The organism is Aeromonas sp. Y318-1, assembly GCF_027706125.1.
Taxonomy (GTDB): Bacteria; Pseudomonadota; Gammaproteobacteria; order Enterobacterales; family Aeromonadaceae; genus Aeromonas; species Aeromonas hydrophila.
In genome coordinates, this window is record NZ_JAPDCM010000006.1 from 1 (window position 1) to 15,860 (window position 15,860).

Below are 15,860 nucleotides of genomic sequence, written 5' to 3' on the forward strand. Positions count from 1 at the left end.
CACCACGGGAATTTCTGCGCAGTCGGGTATCACAACCCTAAGCGGGAAAAGTGTCTGGACCTATGGGGTCAAATCCAGTCGCAGCTTTCATCACCCAGCTCGCTAAAGTGGAAGGCATGAGTAGCCGAGCACTTGAGTTGCTTATTCTCACCGCCGGGCGAACCAGTGAGGTGCTAGAGGCAACATGGAATGAGATCGACCTGGAGAGACAAGAATGGGTGATTCCAGCTGAACGAATGAAAGCTGGGAGAGAACACCGAGTACCGCTTTGCAAGCAGGCGGTCTGCTTACTTGAAAGCCTGCCACGACTTCAAGAGTCACCCTTTGTTTTCCCAGGCAAAAGGTCGGGCCGCCCTATGTCAGACATGTCGCTCACCATGTGTATGCGGCGACACGGAGTAGGTGAATTCACGGTTCACGGTTTCAGATCGTCGTTCCGAGATTGGGCCGCCGAACGTACCAGCTACCCAAGAGAAATATGTGAAATGTGCCTCGCCCACGTAGTAGCGCAGGGGGCCGAGGCGGCCTACTGGCGCGGAGATGTGTTAGATAAACGTCGTGGACTAATGGGGCTATGGGGACAGTATTTAACGGATGACGCTGAGGGTGCTGTGATCAAGATAGCCTGATTGTCCAAACCACACCTATTGACGCCGAATTGTTCCAGCGTTAGGATTTCCCCATAATGGCCCATGCTCTGAGAGATTGGGCCTTTTTCATTTCCGGACCCGGCCACTGAGCCGGGATTTTTTATATGGAGACCCTCCCCCCGACTTGCTATCAATAGCGAGCAAGTGAACAGCTTTACCCTACCCATAACCCGCCATCGTGCGGGTTTTTTCGTTTCAGGAGATCAGCAAATGAGCATCGACTTGAGCCAAGTAACCTTGTTGAAACGCCAACAAGTCGAGGCAGCAACCAGTCTGTCTCGTAGCACTATCTACGACATGATGAGCAAAGGGCAGTTCCCAAAACCCATCCGGCTTGGAGCTCAACGTGTTGCATGGCGGGAACGAGACATTATTGAGTGGCTCGAACACCAAGTTTCAAGCGCAGTAGTATAGGGAGGCTGCCATGACCGAGATAAATAAGCTGGTAAGACAATTGGCGCAGGCCTATCTAGCCGCCCGGGGCAATGTGTTTACTCACCTGGGGATCCAGCTTCCCCTTGCTGCTGAGTCACTGACGATGGCCATTCATAACAACATCGTGGGCGCTCACCTCGAAAATACCGGGGCGCATCAGGGGCCGGCCGATGCCTTGCTTATGCTGCGGCACATGGTGGTGAACGGGACTTTGACCACGCAGGGGGCCTTGGTAGTGGATCAGATGTACTGCGCATTTTGCGCCGATGCTCACCAGATGCAGGAAGGGGGAAAGGACCCCGTGGTTGAGCTGGCGAGTGAGAGCAAGCGGAGAGCGATGCAATGACTGCGATACATCAAGGGGCAGCAGGCCCCGGTCATCAAAACAGCTCGCCATCCCGGGCTGGCACCTTCCTCAAGTTTGCAGACCTCGACAAGCTGCAAGTGATCGTCATCCACGCCGGTGAGCAAGCCAACCGAGATGCGGCGATCCGGGCTACGCTACAGCGCGCCCATAACGACGCCATCATGGCAGAGAACCCGATAGATCCGGAGTTCGAGCCTGAGCAAACACTCTATGTGGGACCGGCCCAACTGGACGAAGGAGGCAAGCTCTACAAGATGGCCGATCGGGATGCGACCCAGCGGGTCATCGTTCACCAGCTGGGTAACCTGCCAACAGAGAAAGCAAAGCGACTGATCCTGGCATTACGCAAGCAAGCCCCCAAGGCCCAGCTTTACTGCGGCATCCCGGGCCAGAATGCCCAACCCTGGCAACTGGTGGATGTGCTGGACTTTGAACAGACACTGGCGGCAGGCCCCCAATCGGACGAGGTGCCCGGGTCAGGCAATGTGGCGCCACTCCATCTGGAGAAAGGCAGCTCAGAGCAAGGGCCAGATCTGCCAGCAGGGTTTGAGGTGCGGGGTTCGCGTCTGTGTGCTCTGACCACGGTGGGCCGGGGTGAGGATGCCCGGCAAGAGTGGATCCCCATTTCCAGCCCAGTTCAGGTGCTGGCGGAGACTGCTGATGAACAAGGCCGTGGCTATGGCCGCCTATTGGAATGGCGGGACAGTGCCATGCGGGTGCATCAGTGGGCCATGCCGGTACGCGCCCTAGTCCCGCGCAATGGTGAAGAGGTGTTTGCCGCACTGCTGGATGCGGGACTGCCCTTCATCGAGCTGAGTCATAAACGCAGGCTGGCGGCCTACCTGATGAACTGCCAGCCCAAGCGGCGGATCACCTGTGTCGAGCGCACAGGGTGGCATGGTCATGCCTATGTGTTGCCTGGTGGGGCCATCGGTCCAGATGCTGAGGGAGTCATTCTTCAGACCGCCGGCTACACAGCAGGCGACTTTACCGAGCGTGGTACCCTGACCGGATGGCAACAAGGGGTTGCAGAACTAGCGGTGGGCAACTCCCGTCTCTGCTTCGCGCTGTCCCTCGCCTTTGCCGCCCCCCTTCTCTCCTTGGTAGGCATGGAAGGCGGTGGCTTTCACCTCAAGGGAGAGAGTACCGACGGTAAAACCACGGTGATGAAGGCAGCCGCCAGTGTCTACGGTCATCCGGACCGCTATGCCCAGACTTGGCGGGCTACCGGTAACGCCATCGAGGGGATCGCCAGCCGGCGCAATGATGCCCTACTCTGCTTGGATGAACTGGGCGAGCTGGATGGCCGGGAAGCAGGCCAGACCGCCTATATGCTGGCCAACGGCCAAGGCAAGGGCCGCAGCAAGCAGGATGGTGAGCTGAGAGAGCGCAAGGCGTGGCGGTTGCTATTCCTCTCCACCGGTGAGCTGAGCCTTGAAGATCATGCCGCCAGTGCCGGGAAGAGTACCCAGGCCGGAATGGAGGTGCGGACAATCCAGATCCCCAGTGATACCGGGCACCATGGCGCCTTTGAGTGGCTGCATGGCCTGGATGGAGGCCGCAGCTTTGCCGATGCCCTGAAAGCCAACTCAGAAGAACATCACGGCATCGCCTTTCGTACCTATGCCCAAGCCCTGGCCCAAGCCATGGATGAACACCGTGAGCGGTTGAGGGAAGACATTAAACAATTAGCTGCCGAACTGACACCCAAGGGTGCCGGCAATCAGGTTGGGCGGGCCATCAACCGGTTTGCGCTGGTAGCAGCAGCTGGGGAGCTGGCCACCCGATTAGGGGTGACAGGCTGGTCAGCGGGCGAAGCCATCCGGGCGGTGAGAATCTGCCTCAAGGCATGGCTGGCAGAAAGGGGGCACCTGGGTAACAAAGAAGACGCAGCTACTTTGCGCCAAATCCGCCAGTTCTTTACCGCACATCAGTACACTCGCTTTGCTGATTGGGACGATCCGAATCACCGAGCCGCAAACATGGTAGGGTACCGGCGCAATCCCAAGACGAATAGTGAAACGGGGGTGACCTTTTTTGTCTTGCCAGAAGGGTGGCGCGAAATAACCGTAGGTCGTGACTATAGGAAGGCTGCATTGCTAGCAGTTGAGAACGGCTGGATAGGGTGTAGAGATAAGGGCAAGACGCAGAAGACAGTGAAGATACCCTGTGTAGGGAAGGCGGTTAAAGTGTATGTCCTATCTGATAGAGTGCTCGCTGACGATGCTGGAGAACCAGGAGATACAACAGCTAATAATGCATAATCCGATAGCTATATGAAAAGAATGGAGGTGAGTGAATAAGCCCTTCCTTAGGAGAAACAGCATCGCGCGCATAATGGAAAAAGCTGGGGTAATAGAGGTAGCTAAGGTAAAAGCCTCTGTAGGGTTCGCAACGAATGGGTTTATTGGTTACCTCTGAGTAAAAGTGTTGAGGTAACCGGAGGTAACCTCATGAGATACTCATGCTTGTTATGTCGTCCTGTTACCTTGGTTACCTCAGTTTTTCTGGCACAGGTAACCAGTCAATGTCAATCGTGGCATGGCTCTCAGACCCAAGTTACCCCATTACCCCATTACCCCATTACCCCATTACCCCATTACCCCATTACCCCATTACCCCATTACCCCATTACCCCATTTTCCTAAATTATTACATAGATATACAGTGCAACCTGCCGAGTTATATATCACACGTTTAATCTAACCTTCTGAAACCATATCTGTTATCTGCTAAAGAACTTCCATTAATTAAAACTATTCCAAACGTACATGGGAATGGCGACGACTCAAACTATTAATAGATTTCGTGATGCCAACTTCGAAAAAAGTCAACCTCACTCAAAGAGTACAGCATGTAAAGCCGAATTTATAATCACTTGTAAGAAGGGCACTAATTAATCAGGAAATAAAAAAGACACCAGCTTAGCACTGGCGTCAAATGAGAGGTTCTTTCAGCTCTTCATCTCAATAATTTTATGGTTATCAAAATTACTGAGGACGAAGATAAACAATTACTCTACTTCGTTAATATCGAGTACCATGAACCTAATTTCAGTGCTCGGAGAAGCCTCATATATAACACCTATATCTTCATTACCATTAGCTCCTTGGCTTTGAAGCTTTACAAGATCAGAATAGGCACTATACCCATCTCTCACCTGGGTTCTTTTAGTAAAGTTATAGCTTCCTGTACCATCGTCAGTGGCACTCCAAATAGCGAGGTCATTTCTGTCAGAGCTCACTGCTGTATTTCCTTGTGGGCCAGACATTAGTAATCGGTTACCATCATAGTTCAACAAACCTATATCAACTGGATTCAGTTTGAAGAACAGCGAACCATTAATTGAGTTTCTGTCTTCCAATATCATTTTCCAGCTTATACCCTGATCTGAGCTGATAAATTGGTAGCGATTAAAATTACCAACCCCCGTAACCCCATCATTTCGTGCTGACAATAAAAGTCGTCCGTCATTTAACTCAACCATATCGGCTTCACTCGGTTCATGTGCATAAGTTGGCGTTTGAGTACCAGCTTTCCAAGTTTCGCCATGATCATCACTATAAATTGAAACTACAGATAACTGTGCAAATGCATCGAGCACAATCGCTGGGAATATCAACCTTCCATTGGACAATTGGATGCCTTGTCCTGGGCCAGCGTTGATGCTTTTCCAACCTGGTCCACCTTTACCACTTGATGTAAGTATTTGTGACCAGCCTTGATCGGTTGGAGTATTAACGACCGTTCCATTAACTCGCTTCATCAAATTTGCATTAAAAGCAAGCTGTGAACTATTACCAATTCTAAAATCAACGCTTTGATAAGCAATTGCGCCTGCGGTGTTTGAACAGCCATTACCCCATGTTACTGTTTTACTAGCATGAGTTTGTCCAAGCCATTTTGAAGCAACCAGTTGACCATCAACATAAAAACTAGCTGTCCCCCCTGAACCTTTTATTTGATAGCTATGGTATCCCGAAACATCCAAAGCAAGAGGGTGCTCCAGAGTTCCAGTGTCAGTATAGAGAACTGCCTTTACTGATTTATCTGCATTGACTTGTAAATCAGCCAAGAATCGTTTATTACCATCCCCGTAATACTGTACATTACATCTTCCATCAGCAACACGGGATACCCAATTCAAACTCCAACCCATATTTCTTGCTTGTTCAATCTGAGTTTGTGATGGTGTCAGAGACCAAGTAGCCAGCCCTGATATACCATTAGCCATCCAGTTGGTGTCTCTGACTTTCGCTAAAATATCAACGGGAGATGACCATGTTTTCCCATTATCATCGCTGCTACGATATAATAACTTATGTTGTGGGTCATCGAATGGTACACAATTACCATTCTGAGCACATCGGTTATCCCACTTAGTATAAAAAACAAACATCCTTCCGTTGATTTTATCTATAAATGGTCGTGGATCAGAATATGCTTCATTAACTCCCTCATGGATAACATAATAATCACTCCATGTGATACCATTGTCCGTTGAACGCCGGCTTTTTATGCTAGTAGGATAGCCACTGCCAGGATCGTGACTTGAGGCTCGCCCTTCCGCGAATGCAACCAATGTACCGTCATCAGTACTCACAATGGATGGGATACGATAATTACTACTTCCTCCTTCCCCACCTTTAAATACAATAACATCTCGAATGTTTGATGCAATTGCCTCTACGCCGAAAGGCATTCCTAGTAAACTAAAGGCTAATAGACCTGATGAAATTAAAGAGTTTTTTGCATTCCATTTCATAAATAATTCCCTCATAAATTAATGGCCTTAATATATATCTATTACATCAGCAACTTCTATCCTATTTTGCGTTTTCGCAAAGGCTTTAACATCATGATAAATACTACTTTCCAGAGATCAACCATCATATTTATCAAAATTTAGCTGCAATCATAATCTGTCAATCACCTTATAAAACATTACCACACTGTAACATTCACTATGTTTAATCAGAAATACATAAGCCACAATAAAAGATCATAATTAGACCAATAATGACCTATGCATTTTCATTACAGCTTTTTTGAGCGGCATTGAATTATCAATACAGCATCCAGGTTTATGTGGTTGTTCAGGCAGAAATATCGCAAACATCCCTGGTAACAATAACAATTCAGACTCACTAGAGATCGAAGATACGAGATAGTAATCATTAATTACATCATACTCCTTGGATGTCATATTTTTACTATTCTCAAGCCCAAAAAAAATACGTTCCTCACCGCTAATAAGGAATTGAATGTCAATATACTCCTTATGTACTTCTGCTTGTTTTTGTTCGGCTAATCCCGTATCAAACTCCATAACATTGACATACAACAAGTTTTTTTCCAACTCGTAGCGCCCAACGGGAATATCGAGCATATTGGTTTGCTTAAAATAGGTAACAGCCTGTTTTAAGATCGGCGGAAAATAATTGTAAGTCTGCGGCTGATGGACATTTCCAAAAATCATAATTAATATTCCGTGGTGTGCATCACTGGTTGGTATAATAAAAAACAGGAGCTCTTAACCATGCCAAAAATGTGTTATCGAGCCAGCAAAAAGTACAAATTAAGAATGGTGAGCTCCCCGTTTTTAACCTTATAAAGATAAGGCTTCCACATTTTCCTGACGTTGACTGTTTTTGAATAATGGTGCAGTAAGATAGCCTACCAAGACCACCATCATGGTGCCTATCGCACCATAAAAGAAGAAGTTAAGGTCAGTGAACGAACGCACCCACAAGATAGACGCGACTGCAGCAACGACACCAATCAATGCACTGTTTGCATTCGCTTTACGAACAAAAATCCCCAGCATGAACAGGCCGGTCATTGGCCCCCCCATCAGACCTAGCAGGCTATTGAATGCATCCCATAATTCGCTTTCGTTGGACATGATGAGATAAGTGGAGGCCACCACACCTAGCACGCCAGCAATGACGGTCACCATTCGCCCGCTTTTCAGATTCTGTTCAGAAGATTTCGCTTTACCAAAACGGCTGTAAATGTCTGAAGAGTAGCAAGCAGATATGCTATTTAAACTACTTGAAATACTGGATTGAGATGCAGCAAAAATCGCAGCAATAATCAATCCAGCCAGACCTGCAGGCATATCTGAGATAATGAAGAATGGTAAAATACCACCGGTATTGAAGTCCTTCGGTAACAGCTCAGGATTCTGTCCGTAATAAGCATATAAAGCAGCTCCAATCGCAAAGAAGAACACCGGAATACAAGCTACTAGTTTAGCATTGGTGATCAGCGCTTTTTTAGTTTCTGCTATTGAGTCTGTCACGATATAACGCTGTACCACATCTTGGCTGGCAGTGAATTGTTGTAAGCCGGAGAAAAAGAACCCAAGCATAAGCACAGGTACAGTGCTACTGGTCCAACTCCAGCTCATTTGACTAGCCGGGAAATATTTATCTGCTGATGCTGATACAGCAAATATCTCAGTGATCCCGCCGTCTACCTTAAAGCAGATCATAATGAAAATTAATACTGCAGCCCCAGATAACATAATCCCTTGGATAACATCAGTCCAGATAACACCTTCAATACCACCGAGAAAGGTATAAATGATGCACAGGACTCCAATTAGGAAGACAATCATCAATGGATCCATATCAACGAACGGCATCAGTGCAAGCGCAGTTAAATAAGTTATTATTGCAATGCGACCAATATGAAACAGCATAAATGATATACTTGCGAACAATCGCATTCGAATATCAAATCGTTTTTCCAAATACTCATATGCCGAGGTAAGATTCAGCTTTCTGAAAAATGGAATATAGTACATAAACACGAACGGCAAAATGGCAATTGTAATATATTGGCCAATCAAAAATGTCCAGTCACTAGTATAGGCTTTCGCCGGAATAGACATGAACGTAATCGAGCTCAATGTAGTTGCAAATACACTTACCCCCGCTGCCCAACCTGGAATACGTCCACCAGCTTTAAAATAATCATCCGCTGATTTTTGACGTTTCGCAAAATACACTCCGACCAACATAATGATGGCAAGATAGACTGCCAAAACCAGATAGTTCAGCGTACCAAACGGATGCGTCTCCATGAGTCTTCCTCTGTGCTTAATAGAGTAATTTATTAAAGGGAAAAATTGTTTTTTCCTTGCCCATCTATCTTCGCCACCCACTGCGCAACGCCCAGTAGACCGGCATCGATATCACAACGTGCGGGTAATACCTGAGGTCGATACACGTCAGGCATTTTCACCAGAGCCTGCTTCACCAACCCGATATAATTTTCTGCTAAACCGACACCACCACCGATAACGATTGCATCAAGATCAAGGGTAATGGTGAGATTGGCGATTAACTCAGCGACTGCGTCAGCAGAACGCCGAATAATAGCCTGTGCTCGTGCATCACCTTGTAAATAAAGCTGATATACCTGCATACCACTACATGTACCACCGAATACGGCTTGTCCGGCAGCCGCAATCGCACGACCGGAGGCAATAACTTCAACGCAACCACGACGACCACAACCACATTGTGGGCCTTGAGGATCCACCAGCATATGACCAGCATGGCCAGCAACCCCCCGCGAACCTGTGATCAACTTGTGGTTAAGAATCAGTCCAGCGCCCACTCCCGTCGACACCGTAATAAATGCCAGATCGGCAAACTCCTGTCGGTAAGCCAGATATTCAGCCCAAGCTGCCGCTTGAGCATCGTTGATGAGGTAAACGGGAAGATCGGTGATTTGAGCAATCACGTTATGTAGAGGAAAGTGATCCAATCCACCCAAATTTTGTGGGTTTAAGGCGGTCAAGACGCCATTATCGATGATGCCGGTAGAGGCCACTGCCACATAATCTGCGGATGCAGCCAACGGTCCGAGTAGTTCGGCTAATGCTGCAGTGAGCAATAGGGGATCACCAGAAGAGCGCGTTTCGATCAGGTGACGCGCTACAATATTAGATTTGGCCGCAGAGTACATTTCAATCAAAGCAGCAGCTATCTTGGTGCCACCAATATCAACGGCAAGACAGATGGTCATGCTACAGCTCCGTGACGTTTGCTTTTCGCACTATCCACGGCTTCAGCAAACCAGCTGCAAATATGCTCGATACGCGTGATTGCCGAACCGACCGTGACACAATCTGCACCGGCCAAAATAGCCTGGGCCGCTAGCTTGGGGCTGTTATAGCGCCCTTCCGCCATTACAAAGCACCCGGCTTGCTTAAGCGCAGTAACCAACGCCAAATCAGGCTCTACCGGCGTTGCTGAACCAACATAACCGGACATGGTCGTACCGATGATTTCCACACCCTGCTGAAATGCATCCATTCCCTCGGCATAGTTAGAACAGTCTGCCATCGCAATACAGCCCGCATCATGGATCGCTGCGACCAATGCCTCGACACTAACCGGACGCTGGCGCGCAGTAGCATCAATCGCGATGATATCTGCCCCCGCCTCAGCTAGTGCATTAACATCCTCCAGATACGGCGTAATACGTACTGGGCTGTCGACTAAATTACGCTTCACAATCCCAATTATCGGAGCCGCGACTTCTGCTCGGGCAACCTCAACGTTCTCTACACCCTCAATGCGTACCGCCACCGCCCCACCAGCAATTGAAGCTTTTGCCATCGCAGTAATAATTGTTGGCGAGTCCATCGGACCATCATCCACCGGTTGACATGAAGAAACGAAACCAGTTCTTAGCCAAGCTAGAACGGAGTGTGCATAAACCGACATAAAGTTTAACTCCATAAAAATGACAAACTGTGAAGTTTTAATTCAAGCTACTATCAGTGGAGTTAAACTTCAAACAATTGAAGTCAGAATGGAGATCAACGCCTCATTTTTGGTCAGCCCGAAGCAAAAAAATGAGAAGCCAGTTGGATTTTGACCGTCATTCCAGACGAACACCGGCCAGAGAACACTGTGTTAGGAAGGAAAACTCCCGATGCGGGAGCGTAGATGTGAAGCAAGAACCAGAGAAACAGCCTGATGCTCACCAAAGGTATGAAATATGAAAGTAGATAGCAGCGACAATACAAACTCGAACATCAAGGCAACAGTAACCTAGTGATGACCGTTGCTCCTTAAACCCCCAGGGCACGGGTAGTACGCTGCTTCTTGTCCATAGAGCCACTAATATCGTCTTTCACCAACAGGGTATAGAGCAGATCCAACACATACAGTTGGGCAATTTTGGTACCGATAGAGTCACCCTGCATCTGCCCTTGTCGGTTGCCGTTTAACAGCACTGCATCAGCATACTCACACAAGGTGGATTTCGGATTGTGGGTCAACGCAATAGTATAGGCTCCAGCCTCTTTGGCCAAACGCAGCGCCTTGGTGGTTTCTATTGAAGCACCGGAATGGCTGATTCCGAGCGCTAGATCACCGGGTTGTAACAATGTCGCTTTCATGTACATAAAGTGGTTATTGGTAAGTGCATCAACATTAAAGCCGATACGCATGAATTTGTTTTTAGCATCCTCAGCAGTGATACCCGATGAACCCACGCCGAAGATATAAATCCCACGCGCTTCGCGGATCTGGCGTGCCACTGTTTCCAAGGTTGAAAAGCTGAGTAGATTCAACGTCTCCGAAAGTACATTGTTAATGCCCTGCTGAAGTTTTTGCCCAATCAATTCCACATTGTCTTGTGGACCAATGTCAGTATCCAAAAGCGAGCGATCACTATGATTCAAAGAGGAAAGCTCAATAGCTAAATCCATCTTGAAATCATGGAAGCCTTTAAAACCGAGCACACGACAAAAACGGATAATGGTCGCTTCGCCAGCATTCACCTTATACGAGAGATCAGCAATGGATAGCTTGGTCACTTCTTCTGGATTGCGCTGCACAAAATCAGCAATGCGGCGAGCTGATGGCGTCATGCTTTCAAACAGGCTTCCCATCATATCCAGAACTTTTCCTGTTTTTATCGGCAAGTGTTTGGCGACCATAAAATGCTCCATACATGAATCCAAATCTCTGCTCCAATTCTTACATTTCGCATCGCACTTGTGAAGTAAAGCTCCAATGAGAAGAATGAGAGTAGCCTTGATCTACCGCCCCCATCTCCACTACGCCCAATGAGGGAAGATGTTATCCCAATCACAGTTTGCGTATCTGCCCAACGCTCTTGATGAATACCCATTGCGTGATGAAGCTTTACTCCATAACATCAATAAAACTCCAACATAAACCAAAAATGTGAAGTTTTACTTCACGGAGATCTAAACGATGGAAAAACTCTCCCGACTGATTGCCGCCCCACATACCCCTTTTGATACTAACGGCAACGTAAATTTCGATAGCATCGATAAAATTGCCGCCCACCTGATCCGTGATGGTGTGAGTGGAGCCTACATCTGTGGTACCACCGGTGAAGGGATCCATTGCTCGGTTGACGAACGTAAAGCCATCGCCGAACGTTGGGTTAGCGCAACGCAAGGTCAGCTGAAGTTGATTGTCCACACCGGAGCACTGAGCATTGTCGATACGCTGGAGCTGACCCGTCATGCTGAAACTTTGGATATTTTTGCCACCTCGGTGATTGGTCCTTGCTTCTTCAAGCCAGGTTCACTGGATGACTTGGTTACCTATTGTGCAACAGTTGCAGCGGCAGCACCGTCTAAAGGTTTCTACTACTACCACTCCGGCATGTCAGGAGTCAGCTTCGATATGGAGCAATTCCTGATCAAAGCCGATGCACGTATCCCTAATTTGTCTGGCCTGAAGTTTAACAGCCCTGACTTGTACGAATACCAACGCTGTCTGCGCGTATGCGACGGCAAGTTTGACATTCCATTTGGGGTGGATGAGCACTTACCTGGTGCTTTAGCCGTGGGAGCGACTAGTGCTGTTGGCAGTACGTATAACTACGCAGCACCACACTTCCTGAAAATCATCGAAGACTACCAAAGCGGCAATCACGATGCGGTTTACCGCGGTATGAACAGCGTGATCGAACTGATCCGCATCTTGGTGGAATTCGGCGGTGTCGCCGCCGGTAAAGCTGCGATGGAGCTGCATGACATCGATGCTGGTGACCCACGTCTGCCACTGCGTGCGCTGACCGCCCAGCAAAAGCATATCGTGGTCGAAAGAATGCGTAGCGCGGGTTTTTTGGTTAAGCGCTGAGAGCCTAAAGACGAAATAATGCTTATAACTTCCTGCCAGCAATAAGATGAAAATTTCAGATAAACGTACCAATAATCCCGGCAATGCTGGGATTATTGGTTTGTATGAATCGCCCCGAATTTTCTAGACACTATGTTGCTGAAAATGGACTGACCCCGCCCCAGTAGACGATCCTGCCCTAGAGTTTTAGCATAGGAGGAGCGTATGGGCAGTCCACCCAACCTTTATGCCACGCTGGCCCAACTCACCACACCAATATTAAAATACCTTTCAACAAAAACATTATTTCATACATAAGAATGAGCAGAACTATTTCTATAACATCTATTCAATAGATAATAACTATGTCGCTATCTAAGTACACCCCGTCATATCTACAACGATGTTCAGCGATAAGCTGGCACTGACGATACGAGCCAAGGGAGACGAAGAATTCTGCATACCAAGTCTATCCTTTTCAAAGGTGAGTCACATACCATTAGCGTAAAAATGGCTTTTCCATCGTCATGAACTATGGATGTCAGCGTTTTAATCTTATGTTCAGTAACACTATTTCAGAGTTAGATTGATCCTAAGAACAAAGAGCACTGTTTCACCGCCATCACGTTAAGTTATTAAGAGGACATAGTTAATGGACAAACACATTCATGGGGCCAGTCAGTGCCCTTTTGCCCACGGGGCCAATACCTCTGCTAGCCAGGAGCATCAAGTCTGGTGGCCCAACTCCCTCAACCTCGATATTCTGCATCAGCATGACCGCAAGACCAATCCGATGGACGAGACTTTCGATTATGCCGACGCCTTCAACAGCCTCGATTACGATGCCCTTAAGGCTGATCTCCATGCCCTGATGACCGACAGCCAGCCCTGGTGGCCGGCAGATTGGGGCCACTATGGAGGCCTGATGATACGCATGGCCTGGCACTCCGCCGGCAGCTATCGCGCCACTGACGGTCGCGGTGGTGCCAACACCGGTAACCAGCGCTTCGCTCCCCTCAACAGCTGGCCAGACAACGGCAACCTCGACAAGGCGCGCCGTCTGCTGTGGCCGATCAAGCAGAAGTACGGCAACAAGATCTCCTGGGCTGACCTGATGATCCTAGCGGGCAACGTTGCCTATGAATCCATGGGGCTCAAGACCTTCGGCTTTGCCGGTGGCCGCGAGGACATCTGGCATCCGGAAAAAGATGTCTATTGGGGCTCCGAGAAGGAGTGGCTGGCGCCGAGCGGCAGCGAAGGGAGCCGTTACAGTGGCGAACGGGATTTGGAGAACCCGCTGGCGGCGGTGATGATGGGGCTGATTTACGTCAACCCGGAAGGGGTGGATGGCAACCCGGATCCTTTGAAGACCGCCCACGACATGCGCGTCACCTTTGCCCGCATGGGGATGAATGACGAAGAGACCGTCGCCCTGACTGCCGGTGGCCACACCGTCGGCAAGGCCCACGGCAACGGCAGTGCAGCCAAACTGGGGCCAGTACCAGAAGGGGCCGATGTGCACGAGCAGGGACTGGGCTGGATCAACCACGAGAGCCGCGGTATCGGCCGTGACACTGTGACCAGTGGCCTTGAAGGGGCCTGGACCAGCAACCCGACTCGCTGGGACAACGGCTACTTCAAGATGCTGTTGGGCCACGACTGGTGGCTCAAGAAGAGCCCGGCCGGCGCCTGGCAGTGGGAGCCCGTCGCCATCAAGGAGGAAGATCGTCCGGTGGACGTGGAAGACCCCTCCATCCGCTGCAATCCCATCATGACTGATGCGGACATGGCGCTGCGCTTTGACCCCGTATACCGGGAGATCTCCGAGCGCTTCGCTGCGGATCAAGACCTCTTCTCCGACGCCTTTGCCCGCGCCTGGTTCAAGCTGACTCACCGCGACATGGGGCCGCGCAGCCGCTATCTGGGGCCGGAAGTGCCGGGCGAAGTCATGGTATGGCAGGATCCGGTACCTGCGGTGGATTACCAGCTCTCCGATAAGGAGGTGAGCGAGCTCAAGGCCAAACTGCTGGCCTGCGGCGTGGCGCCAGCCGATTTGATCGCTACCGCGTGGGACAGTGCCCGCACCTTCCGTGGCTCCGATTATCGCGGCGGGGCCAACGGTGCCCGCATCCGCCTCGCGCCGATGAAAGAGTGGGAAGGCAACGAGCCTGCTCGCCTCAAGAAGGTGCTCAACGCCCTGATCGCCCTGCAGGCCACCCTGAGCAAGCCGGTCAGCATCGCCGACCTGATTGTGCTGGGTGGTAGCGCAGCGGTGGAGCATGCGGCCAAGCTGGCCGGCGTTGATATCGTCGTCCCCTTTGCGCCGGGCCGCGGCGATGCCAGCGCCGAGCAGACCGATGCCGAGTCGTTCGCCTTCCTCGAGCCGGTGCACGATGGTTTCCGCAACTGGCAGAAGGGGCACTACAAGGTGCAGCCGGAGGAGATGCTGCTCGACCGTGCCCAGTTACTGGGCCTCACCGCCCGCGAGATGACAGTGCTGGTCGGCGGTATGCGGGTGCTTGGCACCAACCACGGTGGCTCTGCCCACGGCGTCTTTACCGACCGGGTCGGGGTGCTTAGCAACGACTTCTTCGTCAACCTGACCGACATGGCTTATAGCTGGCAGCCGACTGGCCGCAACAGTTATCAGATCGTGGATCGCCAGAGCGGTGCGGTGAAGTGGACTGCCACCCGGGTTGATCTGGTGTTTGGCTCCAACTCGGTGCTGCGTGCCTACGCCGAGGTCTATGCCCAGCAAGACGGCAAGGAGAAGTTCGTCCGTGACTTCGTCAAGGCCTGGGTCAAGGTGATGAACAACGACCGCTTTGATATGAAGCAAGGAGGAATTGGCTCCATATAAACCAATTTCATTTATTCTCTAAGATATCCCCCCTTCAGTTGGGGGGGATATCGGAGTAAATATGTGGAAGATTTTTTGGGTATTTTCATAAAGTGAGTAATGTGTACTCATGTCTTCTCAACAGTTTAAGACCTATACTGTTTCCTATCGTATTTAATTACCCAATGTTCAACAGGGGCTTATCAAGTTCCTTTTTTCATATAGCCTCAATGATGGGCTACCGCCAGCAGCATCCAAAAATCGCCTTAAACAAGAGTCCGAATTTAGTTGAACACCACATAGCATTACCTAGGAGGCTTTGTTGATGCGGCGCAATTCTCTAGCCAATAACTGTGTCACTAAGTGAAACTCTCCTGTGAGAGAGTCACGGTTTATCAAATTGTATCCTAGTAACCATGACACTAACTCCCCCTTCACTTGGT

The 15,860-nt window shown here is 49.6% G+C and carries 12 protein-coding genes; 6 read left to right on the forward strand and 6 right to left on the reverse strand.

The window, feature by feature from the left end:
- The first annotated feature begins 116 nt into the window (after positions 1 to 116).
- The 4 genes from OKB87_RS10265 to OKB87_RS10280 all read left to right on the forward strand — a co-directional run bounded on the left by OKB87_RS10265 (position 117) and on the right by OKB87_RS10280 (position 3,716).
- On the forward strand, positions 117 to 629 hold the full coding sequence (locus tag OKB87_RS10265) for a tyrosine-type recombinase/integrase (protein ID WP_254902047.1): 513 nt from the start codon (positions 117 to 119) through the stop codon (positions 627 to 629).
- 231 nt (positions 630 to 860) lie between these two features.
- Complete coding sequence (locus OKB87_RS10270; RefSeq protein ID WP_016350019.1) at positions 861 to 1,064, forward strand: helix-turn-helix transcriptional regulator; 204 nt, start codon at positions 861 to 863, stop codon at positions 1,062 to 1,064.
- 10 nt (positions 1,065 to 1,074) lie between these two features.
- Positions 1,075 to 1,431 (forward strand): hypothetical protein, encoded by a 357-nt coding sequence (locus OKB87_RS10275; protein WP_016350018.1) that lies wholly within the window; start codon positions 1,075 to 1,077, stop codon positions 1,429 to 1,431.
- Positions 1,428 to 3,716 carry a DUF927 domain-containing protein gene (locus tag OKB87_RS10280; protein ID WP_016350017.1) on the forward strand — a complete coding sequence of 763 codons (2,289 nt, stop codon included), beginning with the start codon at positions 1,428 to 1,430 and terminating at the stop codon, positions 3,714 to 3,716. Before OKB87_RS10275 ends, OKB87_RS10280 begins: the two co-directional genes overlap by 4 nt.
- Before the next feature lie 749 nt (positions 3,717 to 4,465).
- On the opposite strand, the gene OKB87_RS10285 is transcribed toward OKB87_RS10280, so the two are convergent.
- The 6 genes from OKB87_RS10285 to OKB87_RS10310 all read right to left on the reverse strand — a co-directional run bounded on the left by OKB87_RS10285 (position 4,466) and on the right by OKB87_RS10310 (position 11,419).
- Positions 4,466 to 6,217 carry an exo-alpha-sialidase gene (locus OKB87_RS10285; RefSeq protein ID WP_075384365.1) on the reverse strand — a complete coding sequence of 584 codons (1,752 nt, stop codon included), beginning with the start codon at positions 6,215 to 6,217 and terminating at the stop codon, positions 4,466 to 4,468.
- 243 nt (positions 6,218 to 6,460) lie between these two features.
- A complete protein-coding gene (nanQ, locus tag OKB87_RS10290) occupies positions 6,461 to 6,931 on the reverse strand; it encodes an N-acetylneuraminate anomerase (RefSeq protein WP_016350015.1) in 471 nt (156 codons plus the stop codon).
- A 129-nt stretch (positions 6,932 to 7,060) separates the two neighbouring features.
- Positions 7,061 to 8,542, reverse strand: a complete 1,482-nt coding sequence (locus OKB87_RS10295) for a sodium:solute symporter (protein WP_016350014.1) — start codon at positions 8,540 to 8,542, stop codon at positions 7,061 to 7,063.
- A gap of 32 nt (positions 8,543 to 8,574) precedes the next feature.
- Positions 8,575 to 9,492, reverse strand: a complete 918-nt coding sequence (locus OKB87_RS10300) for an N-acetylmannosamine kinase (protein ID WP_041218477.1) — start codon at positions 9,490 to 9,492, stop codon at positions 8,575 to 8,577.
- Positions 9,489 to 10,196, reverse strand: coding sequence for an N-acetylmannosamine-6-phosphate 2-epimerase (locus OKB87_RS10305; RefSeq protein WP_041218476.1), 708 nt, complete (start codon positions 10,194 to 10,196; stop codon positions 9,489 to 9,491). The genes OKB87_RS10300 and OKB87_RS10305 overlap by 4 nt, the downstream gene beginning before the upstream one ends.
- Positions 10,197 to 10,546: 350 nt before the next feature.
- Positions 10,547 to 11,419, reverse strand: a complete 873-nt coding sequence (locus OKB87_RS10310; protein ID WP_016350011.1) for a MurR/RpiR family transcriptional regulator — start codon at positions 11,417 to 11,419, stop codon at positions 10,547 to 10,549.
- A 280-nt stretch (positions 11,420 to 11,699) separates the two neighbouring features.
- Between OKB87_RS10310 and OKB87_RS10315 the strand changes: the two genes are divergently transcribed.
- Positions 11,700 to 12,599: a dihydrodipicolinate synthase family protein gene (locus OKB87_RS10315; RefSeq protein ID WP_016350010.1), complete on the forward strand. Its 900-nt coding sequence runs from the start codon at positions 11,700 to 11,702 to the stop codon at positions 12,597 to 12,599.
- Positions 12,600 to 13,230: 631 nt separating this feature from the next.
- Complete coding sequence (gene katG, locus OKB87_RS10320; protein ID WP_016350009.1) at positions 13,231 to 15,438, forward strand: catalase/peroxidase HPI; 2,208 nt, start codon at positions 13,231 to 13,233, stop codon at positions 15,436 to 15,438.
- Positions 15,439 to 15,860: the final 422 nt, after the last annotated feature.